This window comes from Candidatus Pantoea bituminis, from assembly GCF_018842675.1.
Taxonomy (GTDB): Bacteria; Pseudomonadota; Gammaproteobacteria; order Enterobacterales; family Enterobacteriaceae; genus Pantoea; species Pantoea phytostimulans.
The window spans coordinates 1,349,374-1,374,601 of sequence record NZ_JAGTWO010000004.1 but is presented as its reverse complement, the minus strand read 5'-3'; the positions used below and the strand labels follow the sequence as shown (position 1 = coordinate 1,374,601).

Below are 25,228 nucleotides of genomic sequence, written 5' to 3'. Positions count from 1 at the left end.
CTAGCTCCTGATAAGCGACGTTCCTGGAAAACCACCGAATGACAATTCCTCATTCTCGCCAAAGCGCAGCTTGCAGCCGGTCAATGTGCCGCTGCATTCGTCGAGTGAGGGATCGTCTACGGGATTATTGAATTTGTCGAAGTAACGCGTTCCGGCGTAATCGCAGCCGTCACCTGTCCGGTACTTTCCACGAATGCACCAGGTGCACAGGGAATGAAGCTGACGCGTGGGGATCATCAGCCCCTGCAGGTCTATCGGACTGCTGAGCGTAAATTCAACCTGATTTTTTGTCTCGGCGCTTTTGCTGTCGATGTAAAACACCTTCAGCTTTTCCTGCGTAGCATCCGCAGTCGCATTCCCTGCCGGGAAGTTTTTGGCATCGAGATATTTTGCCAGCGTGTCATGGATGGACACCTTTGCCTGAAGCATATCGTCATAGGCAAGACACAGTGCGGTGATTGAACCATCAAGGTTTGCCACCGTCAGTTTGGGCTGCGCACTGCTGCCGGTTGTGGATGTTTCCATGCCGTCAATTTTGCACGGCCACGCTTTGTATTCCTGCCCCTGCCACCAGACAGATTTCGCGGGAAGTTTTGATTCATCCCCATTAGCCGCCAATATTTCAGCTTCGGTATGAGGAATGTTGCATGCATGAAAACGCAGCACATCATCTACGCCGAACGCGGAGCCATCAACCTCAAAGAGGCGTACCGCGTTGCCGGGTTCAAGCTTCTGATAGTCGCTGTTAATGCTCATGGTTTGAATGCCTGTTCAAACGTTGCAGTCAGGTTGAATAAGCCCGCACCGAGCGCCGTGGGCGTGTAAGTGTCACAGCGGTAAAGCCCGGTAGGTTCAAGTGGTGGCTTCCACTGAAATGCGCGAACGCCGCCATGACTGTCGAGAAAAGTTTTGATAGCAGAGATGAATGATTCTGTTCCGGTAAACGTCAGGTCCCAGCTCTGGGTGCGTGGGTTTAGTCCGTTCCCGGATACCTGCGCATAACCGTCACCGAACTGAACCTTTCTCGTACTGAATTTCGTCTCACCTGCTGCATTGATGCGCGGGCACCATGTGAAGATTTCGATTGCCATGTGTTACCTGCTTTTCATTGCATTCCAGATATCACCGCCAGGACGAATGTCCCGCATTTTGAGTTGCTGATACCGCTGATCGACAAACCTGCCAATTTCGGCCCCAAACTCTTCCATGCCCGACGAAGATTGCGTGGATGAATTACCGTTACCGTCGATAGTGATGTAAACCTGCGGTGCTCCATTGCCTGATGGCATGCCGTTGTTACTACCAAGAGCACGCACACCCAGAGAGCCATCTGCTGCACGGGTTAACGGCATGATGGCTTCAGGCCCTGCTTCGCCCATAAGCCCGGCCCCCTTGGCAAAAGCAAAGAGTGTTGGAGAGCTTACGATTGAGTTGCTGTGCTGACTGAGATCGTGAGAGGCGTAGACGCCCCTTTAGCATTCAGGCTGAGGTTGCTGTAAGCGCCGGATGAAAAGGAGCTTGAGGCCGATGCGCCCGCCGATGCGCCACCACCGAAATAACCGGCAATACCGGATGCCACCGTTCCCAGAATGCCTGAAGAAGATGATACGGATTTCATCGCGCTGACAACGGCCATTTGCAGAGCCACTTTTTCGATGATTTGCAGAACCGAAATGCCCCACGATTTCCAGCTGACCTTGTTGCCTTCCAGCATTGAAGTGACGTTGCTGAATACGCCATCAAGCGATGACTTTACTCCATCAGATACCGCGCCTGAAACATTCTCAATTTCGTCAAACCAGTTTGCAAAACCGTCTTTAGCGCCTGCTACCCAGTCGGCCTGAAGCGCATCGACCTGACTGTAATAGTCGGCCTGAATCCTGAGCCTTTCTGCCTGTGCATCGCGAAGGGCCTGAGTTTCCCTGTCATAAACCGACTTTGTAATTTCACCACCCTGGTACTGTTTCTGAAGCTCTCGCTGCTGATCGAGAAAGCTGCGCTCAATGCTCAGCCGCTCTTTCAGCCGATCGCGCTCTTTGTCACCCAATCCAGCGCCCTGCACGTCTACATTAAGTGAGGACTGAGCGTTGTCATTCTGCGCCTGAAGGTTCGCCACGTAGGCGGCGACCTTGGCATTTTCTTCATTGGCCTTTTTCAGGGCATTAAGCCGGTCAATTTCCTGTGCCAGTTGCATCAGGCGGGTTTGCTGAGAAGAATTCAGGCCGAAAAGTTTACCCTGAGCAAGATCAAACTGAAGCTTCTGCTGCTCTGTAACCACCGCCGTTTTTTTGCCCGTCGTGTCAATCAGGGCAATCTGTCGCAGATAGGATTGTTCAGTAGCCTTAAACGCGCTCTCAAGCTTCTTGACTCCGGCATCGGGTGTTACTTTCCCGTTAGTTTCACCTTCACCAAGTCTGAACTGCGAAGCATCTACTACCGTAGCCTGAGCTACAGGGAGGGTGGCGACTGGCTTTTTCAGAAGCTTATCGCGGATTTCAAGAAGGCCCTGAAGCTCCTGATTCAGCGCCTTCACGCTGTCGTCTTTGCCGGTGACCCAACCTATGAAAGACTGATCCTGATCGTAAAAACCTGAGCGTTGCGCTAAGTAACCATTGATAATCTTAATTCTTTCCTGTACCTGTGCGAGATCATCATCGTTGATATTCCCGCCCAGAGCAGACATCCGCGTGCCTGATTTGGCTGCAAGTTCTCCCGCCGCGGCTGCGGATTTAACTAACCATCCAGCCAGTTGGGCCACCTGACTGACCATTGAAACCAGACCTTTGAGCACTTCAGGGTCTGTCAGAATTTTATGAACGTCCTGCAGAGACGTGCTTAGTGGGCTGAGGTCAACCTTAGCCAGGCCCGCGGCTATCTCCATTTTCAGGCCCTTTACCTGAGTTTCCATATTGATGAAAAGATCATTAACCTTCACCAGATCATCAATAGAGTCAGGATCAGGGGCCACACCGTAATCCTTGGCAAGGCTGATAAATTTTTGCAGCTTTTCGTTGTTGTTATCAAAGAGCGGCAGAAATTTAGACAGATCATTGCCCAGGCTTTCTAAAACCGTGACCTTTTCTGAGTTCGAATTAATTTTGGTCAGCGCGCTACCGATCGCCAGAATTTGCTGGTCTGGTGAGGTTTTTGACAGCTTTTCTGCTGACAGTCCTAAGGCATTCAGCGCGTCAACGGCATCGCCGGATTTGTTAAGCGTGGCATCACCGATTTTATCGCTGACGTCTTTGAAGATATCAGCCATGTTATCACCGGACACGCCCGCCCTTTCTGCGGCGAACTGCCAGGCTAATAACTCCTGAGTGGATACCTTTAGCGACTTCGCCCACTGGTCGGTAGCGGCCACCTGCTCGGCAGTTGTCTTCAGAAGTGCAAAACCGGCTGTGCCGACTGCAACGCCTATACCAGCCGCCGCCGTTGCAATTCCCGCCAGCGCAACCGTTGTTACTTTTGCGTCTTCCTGAACCCGCCTGCGCAAACCCTCAGAAGCCCGCTCGGCGCGGTTCATACCTGAGACGAAACCACCCACTTGCGCAATGAGATCGAGTGTCAGGGTGCCCAGTGATTTGGATGCCATAATTTCTCCGTCAGGCGGTTAAGCCCACCTGTGCATCGCCTCCTCAAGAGAGATTGGCTCATTGGCGGCGGTAACTTTGGTGAAGTGCGTGGTGAAGTCTGTGACGTTGTACGGTGGATTTTTAGGATCGCGGTTTACGTTCGCAATCGTGCTGGCCACCACACCGGAACCCCACTCGGTGCGCATCATCGGATTCAGGCTTCCGTAGCGGTCGCGGTATCTGACCCAGAGCTGGAATTCTTTGAAGCTGAGCGTTTCCCGCGCTTCGGCGATGGTGCTGCCACCGATGCCGTTGAGGACGAGTTCGCACCAGATTTCATCTTCTGCACTGAGTTCGAAGTCTTTCCCAGATCATTGACCTCCTGAATCGCCACCAGCAGTGCGATGGTCAGCGCGCCATCCAGCGAGCCGCGCTCGGGGTCGGCCTCACCGGTAATGTCAGCGGGGGTGAAGACGGGCTTGCCGTGCTCGTCACATACGGATGCCGCGATGCGTGCGGCCACGCCGTCAACCTTGCCGCCATAGGCCAGCACATCCTGTGTCGCAGTGTGATAACCCATCGGACGGATAAAGACGGTCGCTGTGATTTCTTCATCACCCTGCTTCCAGGTGATCTCTTTTTCCACCGGACGCCCGGTGAAGGCTCCCGCGCTTTTAAGCGCGTCGAGTGTTAGTTTCATGAATTATTCCGTTATCGAATCAGGGGCAAAGCGCCCCTGTTATCAGGCAGCAACAACCGCTTTCGGCACCCAGACGGCAGAGCCGGAGCGCTGAATGGAGGCAGAAGAAGACACAACCGTGTTGGCAGCAAAATCAAAAGGAAAGTCAGAAACGTAGCCTTTGAATACGAACCATGTACGGCTGTCCGGCAGCGTCAGGCCGTCAACCGCGTCAGCAGCGCCGTCTGCTGCTGCAGTTGGTGATGCCGTCCCGTCCGCCCAGCCGATAGCAAAGGTCAGGTCCTGATCGTCTTCGTCATCCGAAATCGACAGGTTATACAGCATGATGTGACTGGTGTTTTTCGGATCGGCATTCAGCGTCAGGGATGCCGCGCCCGGTGTGCGAAGACCGCGCTTGTAGGTGCGGTCAAACCGCTCAGACAGGCAGGTGTCTTCAATCTGATCGGCAGGGTTACTGCCGGGTGAAAATGCAGTGATACATTCAATTTCGCTCACCGCGCCTTTTGCGAGCACAAAGAGCTGTGTGCCTTGCGTCAGTACAGACATTGTTATCTCCGGTCATAAAAAAACCGGCACAGGGCCGGTGGGTGAATAATTCGGTTATCGCGTGACTGTCCAGTCAACATCGAAGGAATAGCGGTAGCGCTTCGTTTCTGCGTCCTGTTCCTGGTTGCCCCATCGCGTAATGTTGGCGCGGGTCTCAATGGCGTCGCGTAATGCCTGCGCCACAGACACCACCTCATCGGGCGAATCAGCGTAAACGTCAACCTGCAAAGTGAACGTGTCGGCATCGGGCCGCTGATTCAGGTAGTTCTCCGGCCCGCCGCCGATGTTCTGCCAGACGGCATACGGATAAATAACCGCATCGTCCTGCATACCAAACGGGTAAAGCCGGGTTGGTGAGCTACCAAGAAGGGAAATCACGTCAGGACTGGCGGCGCAGACAGAAAAGATGGGTGCGATCATGCCGTTCCCCCTCGCCGTGCTGCGCGCTTTATGGCCCTGTCCAGCGCCTTCTCATACTCATCAATAAACGTGGCGGTGACTTCGTCAATGCTGTTTTCCAGTGCCGGGCGCATGATGGGCTGAGCACGCATTTTCTCTGTACCAAACTCAAATAAGCGCCAGTGCGGCGTCGGCGCATTCTCCCCTTGTCAGGGTTGTTTTTCAGAACGGCACCGTGCACCACACCGATTCGAAACCCAAGGTTACCCGTTTGTTTAAACAGCCGCCCGTTCCAGCGCAAGGCAATGTTGTCAGCAATGCTTCGCCCGGTTGCCGCATCATCAATACGCCGGGCATTCGCTTTCGCTTTATTTACGACCACGTTACCCGCCTTACGAAGCGCGGCGCGGCCACCTTTACGCCGCAGGTCGTCGCTGACTGAATCAAGCTTCCCCAGCAGCGAATCAAGACCGGTAAGGCTGAATTCAACGCCGTCAGCCATCGTTAACCCCCTGAGAGCAGGGCAGCGTGAGATATTCCCGCCCGCTTTTGTCGTCCGCCAGCGCGCCGTGGATGTTGTAAACCCGGCCCCTGAAAAGGATACGGTGTTTACTGGTCACGTCATCACGGTGCCGGACGGTAATGCGGGTGGTGATTTCACTCTGCGCCGCCTGAGCTGCTATGAATTCCCGCGCTGACAGGTCCACCACATCTGCCCAGAGCACTGCCACATCTTCCCAGGTATTAATAACAGCGCCGGTTGAAGGACTCTGGGTTTTAACAGGCTTCTGAAGCGTGATGCGGTGGCGTAGTTTTCCTGCCTGCATGGTCGCTACCCCTTTGGTTTGCCGCTCAGATAGGTTGGCTGCGGCATGTCCGGATCGCTTTCTTCAGCCACCAGCGACTGATAAATTACGGCAGCGAGGGATTCGTTGGACTCAGCCAGGCGTTTTACTGCCTCCGTCTGCGCTTTCATCCCCTCCGCTACCTGATGGAAGCTTTCCGCCAGCTTCTCCAGCGTGGTTGCCAGCAGGCTTACCTGTAGCTCTTTCATATGCAATCGCCATCCATTTTTTAAACCAGTCGCGGCGCTTCTGGCATCCTGAGCACGCCATCAGTGCCACTTGCGGTGTCGGAACAACAGCGCCTCTACCCCGAAAGGAATTTCTGTCTGATTCGGCGCTGATGCTTCACGATTGGCGTAGTACTGGCCGATCAGCAGAAGCATTGCCTGCCAGATGCCGGGAGAAAAAGAACCTCGCGGGGAGGCTCTTCGTCTTCTGCTGAGGTCGTAAGCTGCGCCACCAGAGTGCCGTCACAATAATGCTCAATGAAATCGACTGATGCCTGCGCATAGCCTGCAATCAGGTCGTCTTCATCATCGTGATCAACTCTCAGATGCTTCTTTACCAGCACCATCTGTTGCGGGCTTATTTCCACCTTTGCCCCCTTTCTTTTCGGGTCTGGAAGGCGAATCGTCATTAGATTCTTCTTCCACAGCTTCAGCCAGGTTCAGCCCGACCAGAGCCTCACCGATTTCTTTTTTAACCACCTTCACTTCACCCTGCGAGACCGTGCCAAGGTGGAAATGAGAGAACATGCGAAGTGCTTTAATTTTCATGTCTGTAAACGCGGCCATTGCTGACCGCGCCCTTCAGTTACGCGCCGCCAGCGGCAACGGTGATATCGCCGGTCACGATCGCGGCAGGACGGTAGTGCGCCAGCGCCAGACGCTCTTCACACAGGATGGTCAGCATGTTTTTCACGAAGTTATCGCGATCCTGATTGCTGATTTCGACAGTGGCATCCATGCGGTCCCACACCTGAGAAGCCAGACCGAACGCACCTACGGTGAAGGTGCCCGCAGCCTGAGCCGTGGTTGACACAACCGGCAGGCCCCAAAGAACTTTTGAGGCATATGCCTGCGGACCACCAAGGATGTAGTTGCCGTTGGCGTCTTTCAGCAGCGCGATGCGGTGCCAGTCAGCCGGGTTAAGCACGATGCCGTCCGCTTCAAACTCGCTCAGCGAAACCTGATAGATAGCGTGCGCCAGCACGTCAGCCCCGGTGTCACCGGTCGCATTCAGTGCCGTTTCGTAGTCGTTTGCGACCACGTTCAGCCCCTGAAGGTTGTCACCGGTGCCGTCACCGTTCAGCATCTGGTTTTCTTCCACCAACGCCAGACCGTACATCATGCGGGAGTTGATGTAGGACTGAAGCGCTGGCGCATCATCCATAATCTGGCGTGATGCCTGAATCCAGTGCGCGATAGTCTTCACGTTCGCCGTTTCTTTGGTGAAGGTGATGTTGCTTTCAGGCTTCAGCGTGCCCTCAGCAACCGGGGCGGCGGCGTTGGTAAACACATTTTCACGCACGTATTCCAGCGCATTACTGGAGATGCGGCCCTGTGACAGCAGGTCACGAACCGTCAGGCGACGCAGACCCGGCATCAGGATGCCCGCATTCTGCTGCGGCAGAACGAGACCACCGGCAGAGGCAGAGCCAGAACCAATCGCCTTATCAAAGCTGGTCACTTTCGCTTTCGTGCGGGAGCCATCCCAGCCTTTGATCAGGTCTTCGGATACGCGCTCGGCAAACGATTTCTGTGCGGTTTGATCCGGGGAGTTCCCGGCCAGCTTCTGCTCCAGATCGAACAGGCGCGTGCCGGTAGTTTTCAGCTCGTCCTGCGCCTTGTTCAGGTCCTGCTGAAGCTTCTGATTCATTTCACCATTTTCGGTGATGGATTTGCGCTGAGCCTCAATCAGTTCTTTCACTTCTTTCTGAGAGGTCTCGATCGCTTTTTCAAGTACAGTTAATTCAGACATGTATTGCTCCGTTAAGCATTCCGCAGGTTAGCGGCAAAGGAAGTTATGCGCTGTGCAAGCGCGTCAATGTCGCCGCTACCGGACTCGCTCCGACCTGCGGACTTAACACTGGCGAGAAACGCCTGTGCTTCTGCGCGTGAAAGCCCTGCTGAATCCCTCAGGAAAGCCTCCGCGTCGCGAATAGTTTTGATGGTTTCGATGCTTTTCATGGCGGATACGCCAGCAAGCTCGTTGGCCGGGAACGTGCAGACGCTGATTTCCCGCAGGTAGGAGATGTTTTTGAAAATCATCCCGGTAGTACCGATGCTGTAATCATCTTTCGTCACCGAAAAACCTACAGACATTCCCTCAACGGTGCCGTGCTGCATGGCCGCTTTGAGGTCAGATGAAGCGCTAAGCCCCGGCGTCAGCTGACCTTTGACGTAAAGCCCTTTATCGTCTTCTTCCAGCGCTTCCCACTTACCCACCGGCACCTCAAAGGTGCGGTGGTTGAAGAACATCGCGACCTTGCGACTTTGCGTAGCCAGCGTGTTTTTAAACGCGCCGGGGAGGATGATGTCGCCGTCAGAATCGGTGTTGTTGAACACGGAGGCATAGCCTTCAAAAATTCCCTGACTGCCATCCCCTGCAAACTTAATTTCTGCCTGGTTAAAGGACAGTGTTTTCTGAATGTCCGGCATTGAAGCCCCCATAAAAATTAAGCCCCGTCAGTGCGGGGCTCTTTGTTGGTGCCGAGTTCGGTAATAGGTATGTTCTGGGACTGCCGGGTAGCGACATCACCACCGGGTAGCGGTGGCAGATTGTCGAGCCTGCGCACTTCGTTGATGGTGCGAATGCCTGTATTGACCATGACCTGCATAAACGCGGCACGGCTTGCAGAATCACCCCGCAGCAGACCGTCAAGGTTGTGCTCAGCGTGAATCCTGCCCTGATCCGAATCCTTCACCAGCCAGCGCTCAATGCTGTATTCCCAGCGATCCAGATAAGGCTTCAGGGTGTACTGAAGGAATCCGAGGTTCTGCTGCTCAATGCCGCTACCCCATGATGTGGTTTTCTCGACATCACCTACCAGATGTGGTGGAACACCATAGAACCGCGCCAGCTCAGCAACCTGAAACTTTCTCGCCTCCAGCATCTGCGCATCCTGCGGGGAAATACCGATGGACTGTGTGGTAAAACCGCTTTCCAGAATCCAGAGGCGTTTTTTGACGGGCCCACCCGCAATCTCTTTGAAGTTTTCTTCAAGCTGACCGCGCTGCTCTTTAGTCAGCACCCTTCCGTCAGTCATGAGTATCTGAGGTGATTTAGCGCCGTTAGCAAAAAATTCCCGCTGATTGTCTTCCATTGCAATAGCAACGCCTGCTGACTTCGCGCTGAAGGCTAACGGAGAAAGCCCGACCAGCCCGCTAAAGCCGAATCCTTTGAGGTGGAAGATTTCTTTTGGTTTGAAATCTGCGTATTCCGTGTCGCGCTTGTAGCGGTAAATAACCTCTTTACCGTTATCGCTGAGCCGGACATCCATGTTGGCGCTCATCAGCGGCACTATGCTGATAACATCTCCCACACTGTTACGTTCAACGTGAGCGTAAGCGTTGCCGTAGGCGCAAAGCTGCATCGTCATGGCTTCGCGGAACTCAAGCGCGGTCATAAAGTTGTTGGGCCGGAACCGAAGAAGTTTTGCCAGCGGGTTACTCTTGTCTACCTTCTTGCGCTGGTCGTTAACGGTTTCGTATACGTCAAGCGGCAGCGAAGCTGTCACGGTCGAGATAAGCCGGATGCAGGCCCAGACCGTACTGATTTGCATGTTGCGCTCATCAGTAACAACGGACTCGCCCACGGTGCCGTGAGCCGATGTGCCTGCCATCTGTGAACCACTGTCAGGGAGACCAGTCGGCCACCGGTCAGGATGGAAGCCATACGCGCCCAGAAAGGCGACCGCGTTCGCAGGTCAATGCTGTAATCGGTATCTGCCATTTTAAACGCTCAAAAAGTTGTAAATGAAGTCGTCAACGTCGCCCTGCTCTTCCACCTCGTCACTGTTCTGCGCGCCAATGGACATCGCCAGCGCAACCATGCCGTCGATCCTGCCGCTGGATTTACCCTTCACAAACTTGCGGTTGCCTGCGGGATCGGTAATGACCGTTGCGTTTTTGGCGCACATTTCCAGAATCGGATGATTACCGTGCTTCAACTGAGCGCCAAGAAGTTTTGTTTCCAGCTCGCGGAGTGCCGGGGACATAGAAACAAAGCCCTGCCCGAACTCCACGAAGCGTTCCAGCTCTGCTTCGGTAAACCCGGCATCAATCAGGTGCGGACGAAGGAAACGCATGTTGTATCTGTCAAAGGCGATTGCCCTGACGTTGCAGTTATCAAAAAGTTTTCTCAGCTCTTTTGCGATAAAGGCATACTCAATAGCTTTACCCGGCGTGGTGTTTAGATAGCCCTGTTTTGCCCAGATATCATAAGGCACGCGGTCATTACGGGCCTTGTCAGCCAGCCCTTCAGCAGGCAACCAGAACTTACTGTGCACATCGCCTTTAGCTGACGTCAGAATCAGAGCCGTAAGGTCAGACACGCTTGACAGGTCAAGACCTCCCCATACGGTTTTACCGGTCAGATCGTCCGGCTCTTCCTTGTTCATGTGCCAGACCGTCTGGCTGACAAACGGGCTTTTTGCTTCAACGCGGCGGTTAAGGACGAGGTTTTCAAACTCTGCCTGACGTGATGGCAGGCGTTTGGCGCTCGCAGCCATGTCCAGCACTTCCTGCTGATTCATGAACACGTCAAACGCCGGGTTGGCTAAGCGGATGGCCTCAACCGAAAACGGATCAATATCTTCCGGCGCGGTATCTATCCTGACCACCGTTCGCGGGTCAGCGCCGGTCAGACCGTCATCAATCAGCAGGCTGAGCAGGTCGCTTGCATCAGGTGCCTGCGTACTGATGATGATGGAAATCGGGTTTTCCTGCGCGGCGGTAGCCGTTTCCAGTGCCTCATAAAGAGGATCGCGTGGGCCACGTACCTGACCCAGCTCATCATGAGCAACAAACCGGGGAGAAAAACCGTAGGCCGTGGTGGCTTCAGCACTCAGTGCGCGGTAGTAAGACCCCAGATCAGGGCAGTGAATCTCTTTTGCCGAATCCTTGATAGCCACGTACTGCATGAGCGTTGGGTTCATGCGGCACATTTTCGAAGCCAGATTAAACAGGATTGCGGCCTGATCGCGGGAGCGAGCTGCGGAATAAAGCTGGGAGTTGTGCGCGGCCTCCGGCCCTACTAGATAGAGCAGCATCAGCATGGCGGTTTCAACCGTTTTGGCGTTCTTGCGCCCCCGCGTTATGATCCCGCGACGCGTGCCGTGCACGTTGTCAAAGATTGCCCTGAAGTCATCCTTCATAAAGGGCGCCATCTTCAGCGGCTGACCGACAAACTTTCCTTCCGGGATCAGGATGTGCTTTTCACACCAGGCAATATTTCTTTCGGCTCTTGTCAGAATTTTTTTAACCATCAGCTAAAAGCCTCAATCAATCTCCCAGGGCTTTTTATCTCGCGCAAGATTGTTGTTTGCACGGCCCACCGTTTTAGGATCGGCGGTTGCCTGCCGGGTAATTCTCAGACGCGTTGCCAGAGAAGATGCCGAACGCACTTCCCGCTCACGCATCGTCAGCAATTTGTCATAGCGCTTAAGTCCGTCTTCCCGTGACAGCCACTCCATTTCAAAATCTTCGATTTGAGTGGTGAGCAAACGGGACTGCACCACATGGCGACAGTACATCTCCATCATGTCGCGATGCGTTTCAGTGAATGAGTTTGCCGGGTTGTCATTAACGAGCCGGACCCAGACATTTATTTCCGGGTCGCTGAGATGAACGGACGGCTGCAACCTGCTTTCAGCCAGTGCCGGTAGCGAGACAGCAGAGGTCGCAGCCAGAGACTTTCTGCCTCGCTGTGCCATTACTTTTTCCTTTTTTTCTGGACGTTTTTAAAAAAAGACTGAGGGCGCGGTCTTGGTGGTTTTGGGCCTGAAGTTTTTGCCCTCCCCCCATACCGCGCAAATTTTAAATGATAATATTTCTCATTTACATCAAGATGCACCAAAATGGTGAGCCAACCCCAACGCAAATGCTAACCAATCTCATTTCTCGATGAATTGCAGGTTTTCACGAGACAGGCTGGCAGGGACCAGCGTTTTCCCGACCCCAAGCGGGAGTGACATGCTGACTGATGGCAGTGACTCGCCAACTTCATGGCTGAACCCGATTGCTGTTACTGAATTGAACTGTATGCCATCAATGCTGAACTCAATCAGCTTACCGTCGCGGTATTCAATCTTAAGGTTTTTCATTCGATGCTCCTGTTACCAGATAACACGGCCTTCATCGTCGAACTCCGTCACTGTTCCACCCTTCTCCATGCGTTGCTTCACTGAGTCGTGGCAGCGCTTGCATAAGCTCTGGAGGTTGTCGGGATCATGAAACAGTGCGTCATCACCCTTGTGAGGTTTGACGTGGTCAACGATGGATGCGGATATCACCTGATTACGTCTGAGGTGAAACTCGCATAGTGGCTGCTTCTGAAGCTGGTGATAGCGCAGGCGATACCAGCGCTTCGTGTTATAGAGGTTGTGCCAGGGTGAATTGCTAGCCATTCAGCATTTCCTGCTGGTCAGATGAATTTCATCCTCGGCAATGGTGAGACCACCAGCCGATGATTCATTGTGTTTATGCTGAAAAGTGAACTCAGTGAATGCAGTTTTCAGAACAAAATAAAACCACCTCGAAAGGCGGCCTGTGTTAATCGCTACTGCAACTGCCGCCACTGTCGGACGAACTGCCTGAGTCATAGCTGCCACTGCATGAATCGGAGCTGCCTGAGCTGCTGTAGTCGTTACCGACGTAAATAGGGCTGATTGGGTTTAGCGGGTTCATAAGGTCGCTGCTTGAGCCAGTGTTGCTTTGATGACGGCGACGGCGTTCTTCTTCCTCACGCTGGCGCTTACGTTGCTGTTCGGTTTGATATGTCATATTCACTCCAATAAAAAACCGCCCGGAGGCGGTTAGTCTGACATCACATTCATTTTGTGAACTTTATGAATGCCATTCTTGATCTTTGTTCCGACGAATGGTTATTAAAACTTTGTCTAAATGAGCATCGACAGTTTCAATGTGGTCATACGAATAAAGCGCGTTATTTTTAGCTGTATGTATAAGCCTTTCGACTTCTTCTGTGTTACGGGCGTAGCCCATAATATCTTTGCAATTTCCTGGCATATCATTTGAATCATAGGCAAGCACCATAAAGCACGGCTTAGGATCTAACATAAACCACCTCTTTTTTATTGAGGTGCGATTATACCAGCTTCGCGACGCTTCAAAGCGTGGCTAACCGTTATCCCTTGTCGGAGCATTCTTAATCGCATAAAAAAGCAACCGCTTACGCTTGTTGTCGCCTGAGCGTTAGCTAATTTATTTTATGTAAAACCTAAAAACAGAATGAACTCCTACCATGTCTTGGTCCAGGGATGGGCCACTTTTTTCATCATCAGGCACACTCGTAAATGCGCCTTGGGATGATTAGCAATCGTCATCTGGCTGAGCCACTGCTCGACAGGCGAACATGCAAGCTCTCTGCATCTCCGTTTTAGCCATGGCAATCCAGCGCGGGTCTGCACCAGTTTCTTTTGATGTGTCCAGCAGATTCAGAAAGTGGCGGCTCACATCTTTCAGTCGGTTCATCACTTCAATATCGCCAGGCGTTAATGTTCGATAACCCTTTACGGTACTGCCATCCTGCGGCTTTGCTTCGCTCATACCTTCCTCTGCTTAATTTAGACATTGCTCATTGATATATTCTTGCAACCCGGCTATCTGCTTTCCGGCTGTTTCGATACGCTCTCTAAGGGTGAAATAATCCCGTTGAGCGGAGTCAGTAAGTCGGGGGCTGGCTGCATCATCCAGGCTGGCGGAGCCGGTGGAGGATTGTTCCGGGCAGGTTGCGTTGAGCTGCAACCGACGCTTGCCAGCAATAACGTCGTCATGAAGCAGATCGATAGTCGCTTTAGCATCCGCTAGTTCCTGTGTGTATTTCGCATCTAACGCAGCAACATTTCGCTGGCGTGTCTGCATGTCACTGATAGTGGCGTTCGCCAGCTCCAGCGCGTCTTTGGATTTATCTCGCTGAGCTTTGTAATCAATGGCGTTGCCACGGTAATAAAGAGCTACTGACGTGGCTGTCACGATTGCTATAACAGCCACCAGAGCGGGAAATATTGAAGTCTTAGCCTTTAAGGTCATCTTTGCTTTCCGCCAGACACATTGAACGCTCCATGTCGCGACGGTTCATCAGGCCGCGCCATTTCTGTCCGCCAGCGTAAATCCAGCGGCGAAGCTCTTCACACGCACCATCAACATCACCAGCGTTAAGCTTTTTCAGGAGCGTTGATTTTGAGAAAGCACTTGAACCAACGTTGTAAGTGAAGCTATAGAGTGCTGCCCGTTGATACTCGCCCAAAGGAATCCTGACCATGCTGTCTACAGACTTCTTAACCGGCTGAAGGTCATTCCATAACAGTCGATCACATTCTCGGTCGGTGTACTTCTTGCCCTTGATGATGTCGGTTCCGGTATGACCATCACAGACTGTCCAGACACCAACTATATCTTTGTAAGGCTCATAAACCCGACCCTCTACTCCATCTTTACCACCAAGAAATACTGTGGCGATAAGCATGGAGCCGCCGCCCGCAGCAGCTATTAGCGTGTTGCGCAGGCTGTTTGACATCCCCATAGTTTATTCCTCAGTCAGGTCTGGTGCGGTAGGCCAGCGTTGAAGCGCCTGAATCTGCGCGAGTGTTGCTTTGCGTTTGTAATACCAGTTGATACCGAGCGTCAGTAGCGCGACCAGAATACCGGCCAGAACGCCAACAGCACTCCATTCATCGGGGCTCAGCCTGGTCAAAAGACCGTTGGCAATCGTCCCGGCTGATGCGCCGTAAGCCGCGCCTGATGCCAGTTTGCTCATATCGATACTCATATACACCTCCGTGATAACGGTCGGTGCTGTTTGTAGTCTTAGAAAAGATGCGCAACGCCACGGCGTCAAAAGTGTGTGTGGAGACTGTTTGGCGTGCGCAAAAACGAAAAAAGGCCGCTCTGATGGCGACCTCTTTGTATTGGACCCTGACGCTATAGCGGTAACTACCTTGCCCGTCGGCAACAGGGTTGATTTGCTATCTCAGGTGTTTCTGTTCCCAGTTGAGACTGAATAGCTTTTAAAGCAGCCACACCGTAAATTCGCTATAAAGCAGAGAATGTAGAGGGTGTGGCTGAGTTAAAGCTACTGCTCCGGGTGCCTCCCAGTAAGCCATTGAACGGTCAAACCGACTTGCGCTCGATTACCCACAGCTTTAGCCATGAAGACCGTTTGCGCCCCACCGCTTAGGAGGATTAGCAGCAACTAAACAACAGTAACATTTATGTGACAGGCCTTAATCTGATAATCCTGATTCTGCTAATGGCGCATAAAAAAACCCCGCCGGTTGGCGAGGTTTAGAATGTTATGTGTCAGTGCGTAGTGACAACTCATAGCAGATTAAAGCTGGTTTTGTCATGACACAACCCTTTTCATCACTGGTGTGACGATATTTTCTTTTTTGCACTCACGATCCATTTCAAGGGTGATATTCAGCGCACTGAGACAACCATCAATAAAGCTTTCTGCTTTCTGAATACGCAGGGAAACCGTGTTGTAAGAGACCCCGCATTTCTTTTCCAGCGCCCGTAACGGCAGTCTGTCGATGTAGTACCACTCAACCAGTGCACAAAGGTGCTCATCACTCTTAAATAGCCGTATCATGGCCTCGTTGATGAACATACCGTCATCATCGCAGCAGGAAGGCTTACCGGCCCGGCTGGCTGGAAGTAACCGTGAAAGCCCTGCTGCAATACGTGGATAGCCGACATTCGTCTTGCCGCTTGCTGCCCATACACCCCAACGCTCTAATACCTGTGACATGTCACGCATAGTTAATCCTCTCCACACACTTTATTTTTTGTCTGTCCCAATCACACCGACTGCAATCGCGTGATCGAGGAACCTGAACAGCAGTTCAATCTGACTGCCAAATTTTTCTTCAAACGCTTTCATATCCCGGTGCAGTTCATCGTGATGCGCTCTGCATAGCGGTATCACAAATAAATCATGCGCCTTGGTGCCCATTCCTCCCTGCCCGTGTCCGATGATGTGATGCGGGTCGTCTGCCTGCGTGCCGCAGCATGCACACTTCTGTGACTTAACCCACCGCGTATACGTCGTACTTTCCCAGCGCTTACGCTTGGGGCGTTTCATGAATGATTCCGGCGACTCAGGATCGGCGTGAAGGCTGATAATCTTTTTGACCACCAGCGCGGCATCCTGAATTACTTCGGTTGCAAGTCGCTCTGGTGCGATGAAAGACTCTTTTAGCGTGCCTGTGCCTGCTTTGTCCTTTGGCATGCGGAGAACGCGCCTTGCCGGTGCCTCCGATATCAGGTCAATTACGTCATTCAGGGATGCCCACCAGCACAGTTCAGGCAGCGTTAAATGATGCTCACCCGTCAGGCCCAGTTCATAACTGGCAGTTCTGATGATCCATAGCGCCATATTGCTTTTAGCTATGTTTTCAACTGACAGCGGAATGCCGTTTTCCCGGAGTTCATTATCATGGCTATAACACAATGACACCAGGCCGATTTCGGTCTCAAGCAGCGTATATTCGTGGTGATGCCACGTTTTCGCATCATGCAGCTGGCAACACTCAAAGGTACGGACGAAAGCCGCCAGTGCATTCATCCCACCAGCAGCTTTGATTACGCGTTCATGGCTAAAGAATGGCTCTAACGATGTTTCGTCCAGTAATGGCTGTGTGCCGTCATTGATGCGGCCAGATGGCAGGTCTTCCATGTCCGGTGTCGGTGTGCAGACCAGAACGCGGTTACGGAACAGGTGAAGCAAGTCTGAGCCAGGCTTAAGCAGCACAATCCCTGTGCGCGGTGCGATTTCAGGTGTAAGTAGTGCCCTCATGCGTTACCTGCCAGCTCTTTGTCGTGGGTATACTCCCCATTCCATGACTTTTTCATTGGCATCTGGCCTTTGAGGTACTTCCGGTAAAGCCAGACAGCACCATCACGAAGCAGTACCGGCTGGTGAGTAGTGAAGCTTGCCGCTGACGTTGGGTTAATCTTGCTGCTTTTCTCGGTCAGATATTTATCACGGGCCTGAGAACGAACACGCCACTGCGCATGGTTGCCATTAGGGTTATCGTCATAGAGCCAGTTTGCATCCTGAAGCCAGGCGCTTATCTTGCTGGTATTGACACCGTTCAGGCGTTTGCAGAACTGAACGGGTGACAGGCCATCACTGAACAGGTTCTCAAGGTGATCGATATACTGTGCCTGTCGGTGAGTCAGCACTTCAGCCTGTTGTTTGGCTTCCATTGCATCAGCCCATGCACGAGCCAGCTTAATCGGGTCAGAGATATCAGGCAGCATCACGCCATGGACTTCACGCAGGCTGAAGTAGCTTTCCTCAAGCTTTTCGTAGAATGACCATGCTTCGTCCGTATCGACGATCTTTGACATTCGGGCTGCGCCCTTCTCGGTCCAGAGAATCAGCTGGCTTGTGCGTTTATCAACCACACCACTAACAGTGGGTAGGTTCTTAAAGTCACGGAGCTGGTCGCCCTTAAGCATGAAATAGTGACGCCCCTCTTCGAAGCGAGTGCCATTTCTCATGAGGTTCATGTGAATACTTTTTGAATCGGCACCATAACCTTTAGCGAGAAGGTCAGTTGTGATCACCCGCTGCTCTCGGTACATGATGACAGGCACGCTTAATGAGGTGCTTGATGAAAGGATTACTGAGTTTGATGCAGGCGTAGCTACGCCCATTACCTGATTTGGCATGTTCTCTTCTCCACACACTGTTTTTAACCGGTCCCGCCCCATCATCTGCAAATGAACGGGACCAACCTTTGCCTGTGGCGACTGCAATTCGCCAGTAAGCCCTTTTACTATAACCACTTTTACTGTTCATGTAACCAGGTGCGGCCCTCATGCCGCCACTGCTACAAATGGCTTGATGGTTACCTCAGCCTTGCCCTTTTTGGTCTGCTCGCCCCACTCTACAGTGAATCGCTTTATCTGCCGGTCATCACCCCATACACGAGCATGCGTCAGGCTGTCGAACAGGGCTTTGAGGTAGTTATCAAGGTCACGAGGACGCTTGTCAGGTGGGAACAGCAGCACGTTAACTTCAACGTTCACTGTAATGGGCTGAGGTAGGCGCTTTAACTGTTCCATAACGGCGGCAAAGGCATTGATGCGAAAAGAGCGCCCGGAGGCGCTAATTTTCATACCTGTACTCGTTGCCCGCCAGTAGCCGTTTACGCTTGGAGGGAACGGCAGGGTTAACTTCATGCAGCCTCCCCTTCATCTGGAATGGTCATCTGCCCGGCTACCTCACGAACTGCCTGACGCAGCATGCGAATGTTTGACCAGCATTCACGATCCGTTTGCTTCACCAGCGCGGTGAATTCCTGAACCGTGCACGGCTTATCCAGGCGGGTTTCAATCAGTACCGATGAGAAACGTTGAAAATGGGTACCCTCACTGTCTGGCTCTTCAAACTGGTCAGCAATCCAGAGCTTCAGCTCAAGGTTATCCTCATGCTCTTTAATGAGGCGTAGAGCCTTTGTAATGGTATCGGCTGGTACAACCATCATCTCTGGCGCTTCGACTGAATCTGAGGCCCATGCGTGCGCGTATTTCGACTCTGTGAAACTGTATTCGGGTTTGAGTCCGAAGCAGGCAATGGCACAGGCCCATGTTTCAACGCCACTCTGCTCAAGGATGTCCTGACGGGTCAGCGGTAGTTCATCGCCGCAATCCTGCTGCGGCTGCTCTGCTTCTTTGAACGCCTGCGGCATCCCTTCGCGGTACTCATTGATGATTGCCAAAACTTCTTCGCGGCGATCTTTTCCGACATAGAGAGCAAACGCACCATCCTCTACGTTATCCATATCGGACACACTGAGCAGTTCTAACAGGCGGCGTGCTTTGGCTGCGCTGAACTGTGGCATAGCGTCTGCTTTAGTCAGCTTCTTCTTGCCTGCGGCTTTGGCCTTCTGCATCTGCTCCTGGGCAACAGTTGATGCTTTCACGCCGTGTTCACGCTGCATGGCAATAGCTGTGGTTGCGGCCACTTCTCCAGCCTTCACCATTTCAATCAGCGGTTCGCCAACGGTCAGTAGTTGCAGGTGTTGCTCAACGTCGGTGATCGAACGCTTAACCTTAGTGGCGATTTCGGATGGCTCTAACCCCTGATTAATCAGGCGCTGATATGCGGCTGCACGTTCAAGCGGCAACAAAGCGCGACCCTGACTACTGGTGACCATGAACGCCACGCTGTCAGCTTCACTACCCACGAAGTCCTTGCACTCAAGGCGCAGTTCATACCCTGCTGCCTGAGCCAGCTTCGCGCCGTAGTAGCGGTGATGGCCGTCGATAATCTTGATGCCCTTCTCCGTGACCTTAACAGCCAGCGGAGGCACGTGCTCACCAGCGATAAAAGCGTCGCGGAATTCCTCGACGTGGGTCTGGTCAATCTCCCGGATGTTGTAATTATTTTCGACGTAAAGTTCATCAACGCCCAGCAAATAAGTTTTGCGGGTAGTGATGTTGGTATCAGTATTCTTCTTGTCGTCGTAAATCTTTGCCAGTGTGCTCATGCTGTTTTCAGCTCCCATGCCAGGACAATAATCAGCGCGGTAATCATTAGTGCCGCAGTGCGAATGCTTTGGTAAAAAACAACGTTCAGTTCGTAGTGGTGCATCAACCGGTTATTCATCTGATAACCTCGCGAAGATTGCTCTCACTGACCCGTCCGCTGTTTATTCCGGCGTAGCGTTCGCAGCGTACCGAACCCATCACGATGCAGTGCGTACGGCGCAGAACGGCCTTTTGACGCAGCCCCTCTTTGCGGGTTGAATCCATTGCACGCAGCCAGACTTCCGCAGCACGACGCCAGAGCTTCTTTTCTTCAAGGCGATAAGCCTTATTGCTCAGTAATGAAAAGCTGTCATCACCTTCACTGGCTGGCTCAGACACAAAGTAACGGCACTGGTTATCGCGGAAGACATCGCCGATAAGTGTCAGGATGCCAATAGACTTGCTCACCTGAATACGACGGACATCGGTAGACTTAGCCAGCTGCGCCGTTGTCTGCCCCGGGTTGGCTAACAGGTGCGTCACAATCATTGCTTCAATATTCATCATGTTTACTCCTGTTATGCTCCACGAAAACCATGAGGCGTTTCTTTATCGACTTCGGATACAGCCATTACATCGCGCTGCCATTTGCCGTTCACGCATGGTGGTCGGCCTGACTTATCCCATTTGGTCGCTGACAGGAGATAGCCAGGGAAGTTTTTGGGAATGAACAATGTTGCCGGGCGAAGGTATTGAGCCTGCTCTGTGTTGCGCCAGTGCTCATGCTTGTAATCAACCACCAGCATCAGCTCGGCAGGTTTGTAGCCTTCCGCCAGTCGGCCCCGAATATTTTCCAGTGATGAACGGCTAAATTGGAATTTAATCCCGGTTGTTTGGTTCAGGTGGGTTAGAACCTTTTTAGCAGAGTCATTGATCACAACTTCCCGGTCGGGTTGCGACGCAACCTGACAAGAAGGGGTTGATGTAATCTCTGTAGTACTCTCTGTTGTATTCTCTGTAAGAACAGGGCAACTTGCCCTCATGGATGGGTGCAGACTGCCCTTTTCGATGGGTGCAGGTTGCTCTTCTCGATTGGTGCAAGTTGCACCCTTCGATGAGGGCAAATTGCCCTCATCGGATAACAAAGGGTTTGCGTGGTTAATTGAGTAAAAATTAGTGCGGTCATGCTGCTTTTTATTGAGCTGTTTCACATCAATAAGTCCGCGCTTTTTCAGTGAAGTCAGAGAGCGCTTAACCGTGTCTGTAGACCAGAAGGGAAACTGCTCAGTCCACTCGTCGATAGTGTTGTAAACCCACCGCTTACCTTCATGATCAACACCGGAATTGGTGTCTTCCAGCCAGTAGCAAATCTGCTGTAGGACAATGGCCTCATTCAGGCCAATTCGCTCCGCCAGCATTGGGCTTATAACCAGAGGCTTAACCTTGAGTAACAGGCTCATGACGCCACCTTCCTGAACTTCTGATTAAACAAAGCACGAGGCTGCATGCACTGATGGGGATAGTTCGGGCGCATATAGATGACCCGGTGGTTAACGACATCAACACCAACTGTCTCAACCATCACGCCACGAGGATCGGTATAGCGCTCCACCCATGGTTTAATGATTTCGTTTTCCATCAGAGCACCCCTGAGTCAGCCGGGCGGCTATAGAAAGCTTTCCAAGCGGCTTCTACTACCATTCGGCTCGCTGACTGGTAGTTGTTCGGTCCACCAGCCGTGGGTATGATTTGCTCATAGACAGGGACGCCAGAGATAAGACGGCAACGGAATTGCCCAACTGGTTTTATTTCGCTTACAATGGACATGCGATTGATTCTCCACACACGTTGATTTAGTCGCGACCGACGCTCAGGGCTGCAATCCCTGGGCGTCACTTTTTTGGGGCTTAAAACACTTTTCATTTCAAATATCCTGCGCTTCGATCTGCACGCCTGATGCATCAATCTTTCTGGCGTTCGTCACGAACATATCTACTGAGTGTTCAGCAACACCTACGCCATACAGCGCCATGAAGCCAAGAAACCCATGTATTTGATGACGCATTTTCTTATTGAATAAAGCGGACAGAGTTTTACGCTCATGGCAGTCAATGACACCGTCTGAGGCGGCGGCAATTTTGGCGATAGCTAACTCACCAGCTGCTGCGCTTGCTTTTAATTCGATGTCGTACAAATCGACCTTATCCACCTCCTTAACAGCAGAAACATCCACCAGAAGCTTTCCGTGACGTGTCGCGAAATACTCTGCCAGGCATGCGGTACCGGATAAATCTTCCATTTTCTGAAGTTCATCCAGGGTGAAGAAACGACTGCCACACTTGCGGTACATGTGGTTGTGAAACTGATCGATGGTCATACCTAAATCGTCGGCCATACCTAAACGCCCAGCTTTATGTGCTTTGCACATCAGTCGAATTGCTGTGTTAATTGTGTCTACCATTTGAATCTCCGTTGGTAGTTACTATTAGGCCCGTGAGCCTGTATCTTTCTGGTACAACGACGCATCAAAGCGAAGTTTTCCTTTGGTGAGTTTTTCGATCTGGTATGCACGACCCTCTGGAATTACTTCCGGCCACTCAGAAACTGACGGATGTTTAATTCCTAAAAATGCTGCGGTTTTACATACCCCTCCAAAGAATTTAATTACGTCCTGCTTCCTCATGAGAGCAATTCCTTTAATGGGTTGGCGTGATGCACAATGTAGGATATCAAACATATGAATGTCAAGATTCTTACCTACGATTTTGGTAGGATTGCCTACATGATGAATATGGGTGAACGCATCCGCCAAAAGCGGAAAGAATTAAATCTCACGCAACAAGCACTGGCAGAAAAGGCCGGTGTAAATCGCGTGACTGTCACTGGCTGGGAGAAGGATGATTACCAGCCTAACGGGGCTAACCTTCAGGCATTAGCGGATGCACTTAAATGTGACCCAAACTGGTTGGTTAGTGGGAAAGGAGATTCAGTAGCAAGCCCTGTCATCCAACCCGTTTTAGTGAGTGTTAAAGAAGTACCTCTTATTTCATGGGTACAGGCTGGAACTTGGACAGCTACCGATCCGGGGCTAACACGTGATGAAGCCATAACATGGCTATATACCACTGCTTCTGTATCGGATAAGGCTTTTGCCCTTCGCGTTCGCGGGGACTCAATGACTAATCCTCATGGGAATCCGACCATACCGGAAGATTCAATCGTAATTGTTGATCCGGTAATCCATGACATCGCTTCAATAAATAACAAAATAGTTGTCGCTCATATCGATGGCGGATCAGAGGCAACTTTGAAAAAGTTTGTGGAAGATTGGCCGAACAGATACCTTGTGCCCCTCAATCCCAATTACAAATCGATTGCGTGTGATGGAAACTGCCGCATCGTTGGGGTTGTTAAACAAGTAATAATGGAGTTTTAATCTCCCTTTCCAATCAAGCCGGATATCATGTCCGGTTTTTTTCGCCCTTTATGTAGGGTTTCCTACAAAGTCACTTGACACCCCATTGTTGGTTATCCTACATTAAACCCAACAAAGAGGTTGTCGGTTTTCATCGCCTCTTAAGCGGGGTTACTCAAATACATTTGAGGCGCAATGAAAATAATTAAAAACATGTCCAACACGAACTTCTGGGATTTGCTCACGTTCCTTTATCTCTTCCCAGATGCCGAGTTGGTTTGTGATGGTGATATCGGTGTTGTGAGTATGCAGTGCAGCGGTGAAGGTCTGGCTTACGGACCTGTGTTTTAGGGTAGAGAGATTGCTGTGTTGGCGGTTACTCCGGGAGTTTGGTTTAACCGCCCTTTTTCACAACGATAAGGACATTTGCAAAGCGGGTGTTTTCGAACGCTTTAGAGACGTGGAGTAAGTGTCCTTCTCGTTGTGGTGAATGCGGCTAGCGCACGCGGAAGACTGTCAAACAGCGCATGCTAAAAGTCTAAGAGTTTCCGCTCTGGAGTTTGTCAGTCTGACCAGAGCACCGGGAGGCACCCGGCACCGCAGCAACCTTTCATGTGTGGAGTAATCAGGCTGTGGGTTATTGCAGTAGCCCACCAGCCAACTTAAACGAATCCAATAAGTTTTTATTGCCGTCAATGGCAAGGGATTCATGCAAATAAAAATCGTGTGTGGAGAATTTATGCAAAAGCCGAACGACAACATAACGGTAGGAATCATCACCCTGCCCTATAGCCACATCCTCAGCGGCTGGATCATGCCTGATGGCTCGGTAATCAGTAACCCTATCAAGGCGCAGAACGAAGCAGAGCGCCTTAATAAAACCATCAACATCACTGTTCACTGAAGGCCACCAGCATGAAAAACGAAACTACTAATAAAGAACTGGTGGCCGCAGGACACGAACTTGCAAAAGCACTTGGTTCAGCAAGCCCTCTATTAAATATGGCAAAACTGGTAAGCGATTTATCTACTCGTTTGGACTGTGCGATCGCCCGTGGTGATGCGCTGGCGGCTGAGAATGTGGCGCTGAAGTCAGAGCGCGCACAGGTGGTTGAGATTGGCGAGCTTATCCGCACCCAAGACAACCGCATTACAGATCAACCATTCTTTGCGGTGATGACAAAGCGGGAAATAGTTGGCTCGGAAGACCATGATTATGACCGCATTTGCTGGGTAGAAAATCAGAGCGGTGATTATGTTGAGGCCACTGAAACACAACACCGTAGGCTGGAGGCTATTTATCAAGGGAAGTATGAAGTAAGAGAGGGCTGGGACCGTTATGCGATGAAGGAAATTGACGTGTTCGTTACAGGATGCTTTACCGAAAAGGGATGCAAAGACTACATCAGAAGAAACTCACATAACCTCAACAAGCCTTTTATCTATGCATTTGGTAGCTATCGCAATAATGAATACCAGGCGGTGCGCAAGTTTATTAAGGATATGCCAGAAACCCCAGCTACTGACTCCTATCTCAACTCTGTGCGGGCTGAGGCAGTCCAGTCGCTTTGGAATGATTCACTGAGTGATGTTGGCCATGTGTTGGAGGAAATTGGCGCATATCAGGATGCATCAGAGGCGGCAGGTATTGTTCATGATGAAATCAAAGAGCGCGTTGAGGATTTCGCCAACCAACTCCGCGCCGGTAAGGATGGTGAGTGATGGCTATCGTTTGCGATAAGCACCTGACCGATGATGTCATTGCAAAGGCGTTTGAGAACACCAATTTTGGGCGCGATGACTTCCGCACCATCCTGGCAGAAACGGTGATGAAGCGTGCTGCTGGGTATCACGCGGGTTGGACAGCAACATCCATCTGTATGCGGTTAGGTCTGCTCAGCGAAAAGAATCAGGCTGCAACTAAGTTGGGTCTGACCATGGCTTTTCACCACTACTACAGGCAGGTAGTTCGCGATGCAATCAACGCCACCAAACTCCGCGCCGGTCTCCAGATTGAGGGTTAA

Annotated in this window: 37 protein-coding genes and 3 pseudogenes; 4 read left to right on the top strand and 36 right to left on the bottom strand. The window is 51.7% G+C overall.

What is annotated here, in order from left to right; all coding sequences use genetic code 11:
• From KQP84_RS10190 to KQP84_RS10015, 36 genes and pseudogenes are all read right to left on the bottom strand, one after another.
• Positions 1–756 (bottom strand): phage minor tail protein L, encoded by a 756-nt coding sequence (locus tag KQP84_RS10190; RefSeq protein WP_215846400.1) that lies wholly within the window; start codon positions 754–756, stop codon positions 1–3.
• The gene (locus KQP84_RS10185) at positions 753–1,091 is read right to left on the bottom strand and encodes a phage tail protein (RefSeq protein WP_215846398.1); all 339 of its coding nucleotides are present in this window, start codon (positions 1,089–1,091) and stop codon (positions 753–755) included. Before KQP84_RS10185 ends, KQP84_RS10190 begins: the two co-directional genes overlap by 4 nt.
• A gap of 3 nt (positions 1,092–1,094) precedes the next feature.
• A pseudogene (locus KQP84_RS10180) lies at positions 1,095–3,595 on the bottom strand (phage tail tape measure protein).
• An 18-nt stretch (positions 3,596–3,613) separates the two neighbouring features.
• Positions 3,614–3,784: a hypothetical protein gene (locus KQP84_RS10175; protein WP_215846397.1), complete on the bottom strand. Its 171-nt coding sequence runs from the start codon at positions 3,782–3,784 to the stop codon at positions 3,614–3,616.
• 5 nt (positions 3,785–3,789) lie between these two features.
• Positions 3,790–4,275: a phage tail assembly chaperone family protein, TAC gene (locus tag KQP84_RS10170; protein ID WP_215846395.1), complete on the bottom strand. Its 486-nt coding sequence runs from the start codon at positions 4,273–4,275 to the stop codon at positions 3,790–3,792.
• A gap of 42 nt (positions 4,276–4,317) precedes the next feature.
• Positions 4,318–4,821, bottom strand: coding sequence for a phage tail tube protein (locus KQP84_RS10165; protein WP_215846393.1), 504 nt, complete (start codon positions 4,819–4,821; stop codon positions 4,318–4,320).
• A gap of 54 nt (positions 4,822–4,875) precedes the next feature.
• Complete coding sequence (gene gp17 / locus KQP84_RS10160; RefSeq protein ID WP_215846392.1) at positions 4,876–5,241, bottom strand: tail completion protein gp17; 366 nt, start codon at positions 5,239–5,241, stop codon at positions 4,876–4,878.
• Positions 5,238–5,722 (bottom strand): annotated as a pseudogene (locus tag KQP84_RS10155) (HK97-gp10 family putative phage morphogenesis protein). The gene gp17 and the pseudogene KQP84_RS10155 overlap by 4 nt, the downstream one beginning before the upstream one ends.
• On the bottom strand, positions 5,715–6,047 hold the full coding sequence (locus KQP84_RS10150) for a phage head closure protein (RefSeq protein WP_215846390.1): 333 nt from the start codon (positions 6,045–6,047) through the stop codon (positions 5,715–5,717). Before KQP84_RS10150 ends, KQP84_RS10155 begins: the two are co-directional and overlap by 8 nt.
• A gap of 5 nt (positions 6,048–6,052) precedes the next feature.
• Positions 6,053–6,274, bottom strand: coding sequence for a hypothetical protein (locus KQP84_RS10145; RefSeq protein WP_215848373.1), 222 nt, complete (start codon positions 6,272–6,274; stop codon positions 6,053–6,055).
• A 60-nt stretch (positions 6,275–6,334) separates the two neighbouring features.
• Entirely contained in the window at positions 6,335–6,448 is a 114-nt protein-coding gene (locus tag KQP84_RS10140) for a head-tail connector protein (protein ID WP_215846387.1), read from the bottom strand.
• Positions 6,436–6,639 (bottom strand): head-tail connector protein, encoded by a 204-nt coding sequence (locus KQP84_RS10135; protein ID WP_252515391.1) that lies wholly within the window; start codon positions 6,637–6,639, stop codon positions 6,436–6,438. Before KQP84_RS10135 ends, KQP84_RS10140 begins: the two co-directional genes overlap by 13 nt.
• On the bottom strand, positions 6,608–6,859 hold the full coding sequence (locus tag KQP84_RS10130) for a hypothetical protein (RefSeq protein ID WP_215848372.1): 252 nt from the start codon (positions 6,857–6,859) through the stop codon (positions 6,608–6,610). Before KQP84_RS10130 ends, KQP84_RS10135 begins: the two co-directional genes overlap by 32 nt.
• 19 nt (positions 6,860–6,878) lie before the next feature.
• Positions 6,879–8,045 (bottom strand): phage major capsid protein, encoded by a 1,167-nt coding sequence (locus tag KQP84_RS10125; protein WP_215846384.1) that lies wholly within the window; start codon positions 8,043–8,045, stop codon positions 6,879–6,881.
• A gap of 11 nt (positions 8,046–8,056) precedes the next feature.
• A complete protein-coding gene (locus KQP84_RS10120) occupies positions 8,057–8,725 on the bottom strand; it encodes an HK97 family phage prohead protease (RefSeq protein ID WP_215846383.1) in 669 nt (222 codons plus the stop codon).
• A 17-nt stretch (positions 8,726–8,742) separates the two neighbouring features.
• Positions 8,743–10,019: pseudogene (locus tag KQP84_RS10115) on the bottom strand (phage portal protein).
• 1 nt (position 10,020) lies between these two features.
• Positions 10,021–11,553 carry a terminase large subunit gene (locus tag KQP84_RS10110; protein ID WP_215846381.1) on the bottom strand — a complete coding sequence of 511 codons (1,533 nt, stop codon included), beginning with the start codon at positions 11,551–11,553 and terminating at the stop codon, positions 10,021–10,023.
• 12 nt (positions 11,554–11,565) lie between these two features.
• Entirely contained in the window at positions 11,566–12,000 is a 435-nt protein-coding gene (locus tag KQP84_RS10105; protein WP_215846379.1) for a hypothetical protein, read from the bottom strand.
• Positions 12,001–12,180: 180 nt separating this feature from the next.
• Entirely contained in the window at positions 12,181–12,390 is a 210-nt protein-coding gene (locus KQP84_RS10100) for a serine acetyltransferase (protein ID WP_215846378.1), read from the bottom strand.
• Between the two features lie 12 nt (positions 12,391–12,402).
• Complete coding sequence (locus KQP84_RS10095; RefSeq protein WP_215846376.1) at positions 12,403–12,693, bottom strand: HNH endonuclease; 291 nt, start codon at positions 12,691–12,693, stop codon at positions 12,403–12,405.
• Positions 12,694–12,838: 145 nt separating this feature from the next.
• Positions 12,839–13,069 (bottom strand): hypothetical protein, encoded by a 231-nt coding sequence (locus KQP84_RS10090; RefSeq protein WP_215846374.1) that lies wholly within the window; start codon positions 13,067–13,069, stop codon positions 12,839–12,841.
• A 63-nt stretch (positions 13,070–13,132) separates the two neighbouring features.
• Positions 13,133–13,366, bottom strand: coding sequence for a hypothetical protein (locus KQP84_RS10085; protein WP_215846372.1), 234 nt, complete (start codon positions 13,364–13,366; stop codon positions 13,133–13,135).
• A gap of 252 nt (positions 13,367–13,618) precedes the next feature.
• On the bottom strand, positions 13,619–13,855 hold the full coding sequence (locus KQP84_RS10080; RefSeq protein ID WP_215846370.1) for an Acb2/Tad1 domain-containing protein: 237 nt from the start codon (positions 13,853–13,855) through the stop codon (positions 13,619–13,621).
• Positions 13,856–13,867: 12 nt separating this feature from the next.
• Positions 13,868–14,338, bottom strand: a complete 471-nt coding sequence (locus tag KQP84_RS10075; RefSeq protein WP_215846369.1) for a lysis protein — start codon at positions 14,336–14,338, stop codon at positions 13,868–13,870.
• Positions 14,322–14,831: a lysozyme gene (locus KQP84_RS10070; RefSeq protein WP_279233913.1), complete on the bottom strand. Its 510-nt coding sequence runs from the start codon at positions 14,829–14,831 to the stop codon at positions 14,322–14,324. The genes KQP84_RS10075 and KQP84_RS10070 overlap by 17 nt, the downstream gene beginning before the upstream one ends.
• Before the next feature lie 3 nt (positions 14,832–14,834).
• Entirely contained in the window at positions 14,835–15,077 is a 243-nt protein-coding gene (locus KQP84_RS10065; RefSeq protein ID WP_215846368.1) for a phage holin, read from the bottom strand.
• Between the two features lie 573 nt (positions 15,078–15,650).
• Positions 15,651–16,067, bottom strand: a complete 417-nt coding sequence (locus KQP84_RS10060; RefSeq protein ID WP_215846366.1) for an antiterminator Q family protein — start codon at positions 16,065–16,067, stop codon at positions 15,651–15,653.
• A 21-nt stretch (positions 16,068–16,088) separates the two neighbouring features.
• Positions 16,089–17,105, bottom strand: a complete 1,017-nt coding sequence (locus KQP84_RS10055; RefSeq protein ID WP_215846364.1) for a DUF968 domain-containing protein — start codon at positions 17,103–17,105, stop codon at positions 16,089–16,091.
• A complete protein-coding gene (locus tag KQP84_RS10050; protein ID WP_252515252.1) occupies positions 17,102–17,986 on the bottom strand; it encodes an ORF6N domain-containing protein in 885 nt (294 codons plus the stop codon). Before KQP84_RS10050 ends, KQP84_RS10055 begins: the two co-directional genes overlap by 4 nt.
• Before the next feature lie 147 nt (positions 17,987–18,133).
• Positions 18,134–18,499, bottom strand: a complete 366-nt coding sequence (locus KQP84_RS10045) for a RusA family crossover junction endodeoxyribonuclease (RefSeq protein ID WP_215846363.1) — start codon at positions 18,497–18,499, stop codon at positions 18,134–18,136.
• Positions 18,496–19,809, bottom strand: coding sequence for a ParB/RepB/Spo0J family partition protein (locus KQP84_RS10040; protein WP_215846362.1), 1,314 nt, complete (start codon positions 19,807–19,809; stop codon positions 18,496–18,498). Before KQP84_RS10040 ends, KQP84_RS10045 begins: the two co-directional genes overlap by 4 nt.
• A 115-nt stretch (positions 19,810–19,924) precedes the next feature.
• Complete coding sequence (locus tag KQP84_RS10035; RefSeq protein ID WP_215846361.1) at positions 19,925–20,356, bottom strand: PerC family transcriptional regulator; 432 nt, start codon at positions 20,354–20,356, stop codon at positions 19,925–19,927.
• Positions 20,357–20,367: 11 nt separating this feature from the next.
• Positions 20,368–21,249, bottom strand: coding sequence for a conserved phage C-terminal domain-containing protein (locus KQP84_RS10030; RefSeq protein WP_215846360.1), 882 nt, complete (start codon positions 21,247–21,249; stop codon positions 20,368–20,370).
• Positions 21,246–21,428 (bottom strand): DUF4222 domain-containing protein, encoded by a 183-nt coding sequence (locus KQP84_RS10025; RefSeq protein WP_215846359.1) that lies wholly within the window; start codon positions 21,426–21,428, stop codon positions 21,246–21,248. Before KQP84_RS10025 ends, KQP84_RS10030 begins: the two co-directional genes overlap by 4 nt.
• A 285-nt stretch (positions 21,429–21,713) precedes the next feature.
• On the bottom strand, positions 21,714–22,250 hold the full coding sequence (locus tag KQP84_RS10020; protein WP_215846358.1) for a YmfL family putative regulatory protein: 537 nt from the start codon (positions 22,248–22,250) through the stop codon (positions 21,714–21,716).
• A gap of 24 nt (positions 22,251–22,274) precedes the next feature.
• Entirely contained in the window at positions 22,275–22,472 is a 198-nt protein-coding gene (locus KQP84_RS10015) for a Cro/CI family transcriptional regulator (RefSeq protein WP_215846356.1), read from the bottom strand.
• A 54-nt stretch (positions 22,473–22,526) separates the two neighbouring features.
• Here KQP84_RS10015 and KQP84_RS10010 point away from each other — a divergent pair, with 54 nt between their 5' ends.
• The 4 genes from KQP84_RS10010 (at position 22,527) to KQP84_RS09995 (ending at position 25,228) form a co-directional block, all read left to right on the top strand.
• Positions 22,527–23,225, top strand: coding sequence for a LexA family protein (locus KQP84_RS10010; protein ID WP_252515251.1), 699 nt, complete (start codon positions 22,527–22,529; stop codon positions 23,223–23,225).
• A gap of 718 nt (positions 23,226–23,943) precedes the next feature.
• On the top strand, positions 23,944–24,108 hold the full coding sequence (locus tag KQP84_RS10005; protein ID WP_215846353.1) for a DUF1317 family protein: 165 nt from the start codon (positions 23,944–23,946) through the stop codon (positions 24,106–24,108).
• Positions 24,109–24,119: 11 nt separating this feature from the next.
• Positions 24,120–24,926 carry a flagellin family protein gene (locus KQP84_RS10000; RefSeq protein ID WP_252515250.1) on the top strand — a complete coding sequence of 269 codons (807 nt, stop codon included), beginning with the start codon at positions 24,120–24,122 and terminating at the stop codon, positions 24,924–24,926.
• Positions 24,926–25,228: a hypothetical protein gene (locus KQP84_RS09995; RefSeq protein WP_252515249.1), complete on the top strand. Its 303-nt coding sequence runs from the start codon at positions 24,926–24,928 to the stop codon at positions 25,226–25,228. Before KQP84_RS10000 ends, KQP84_RS09995 begins: the two co-directional genes overlap by 1 nt.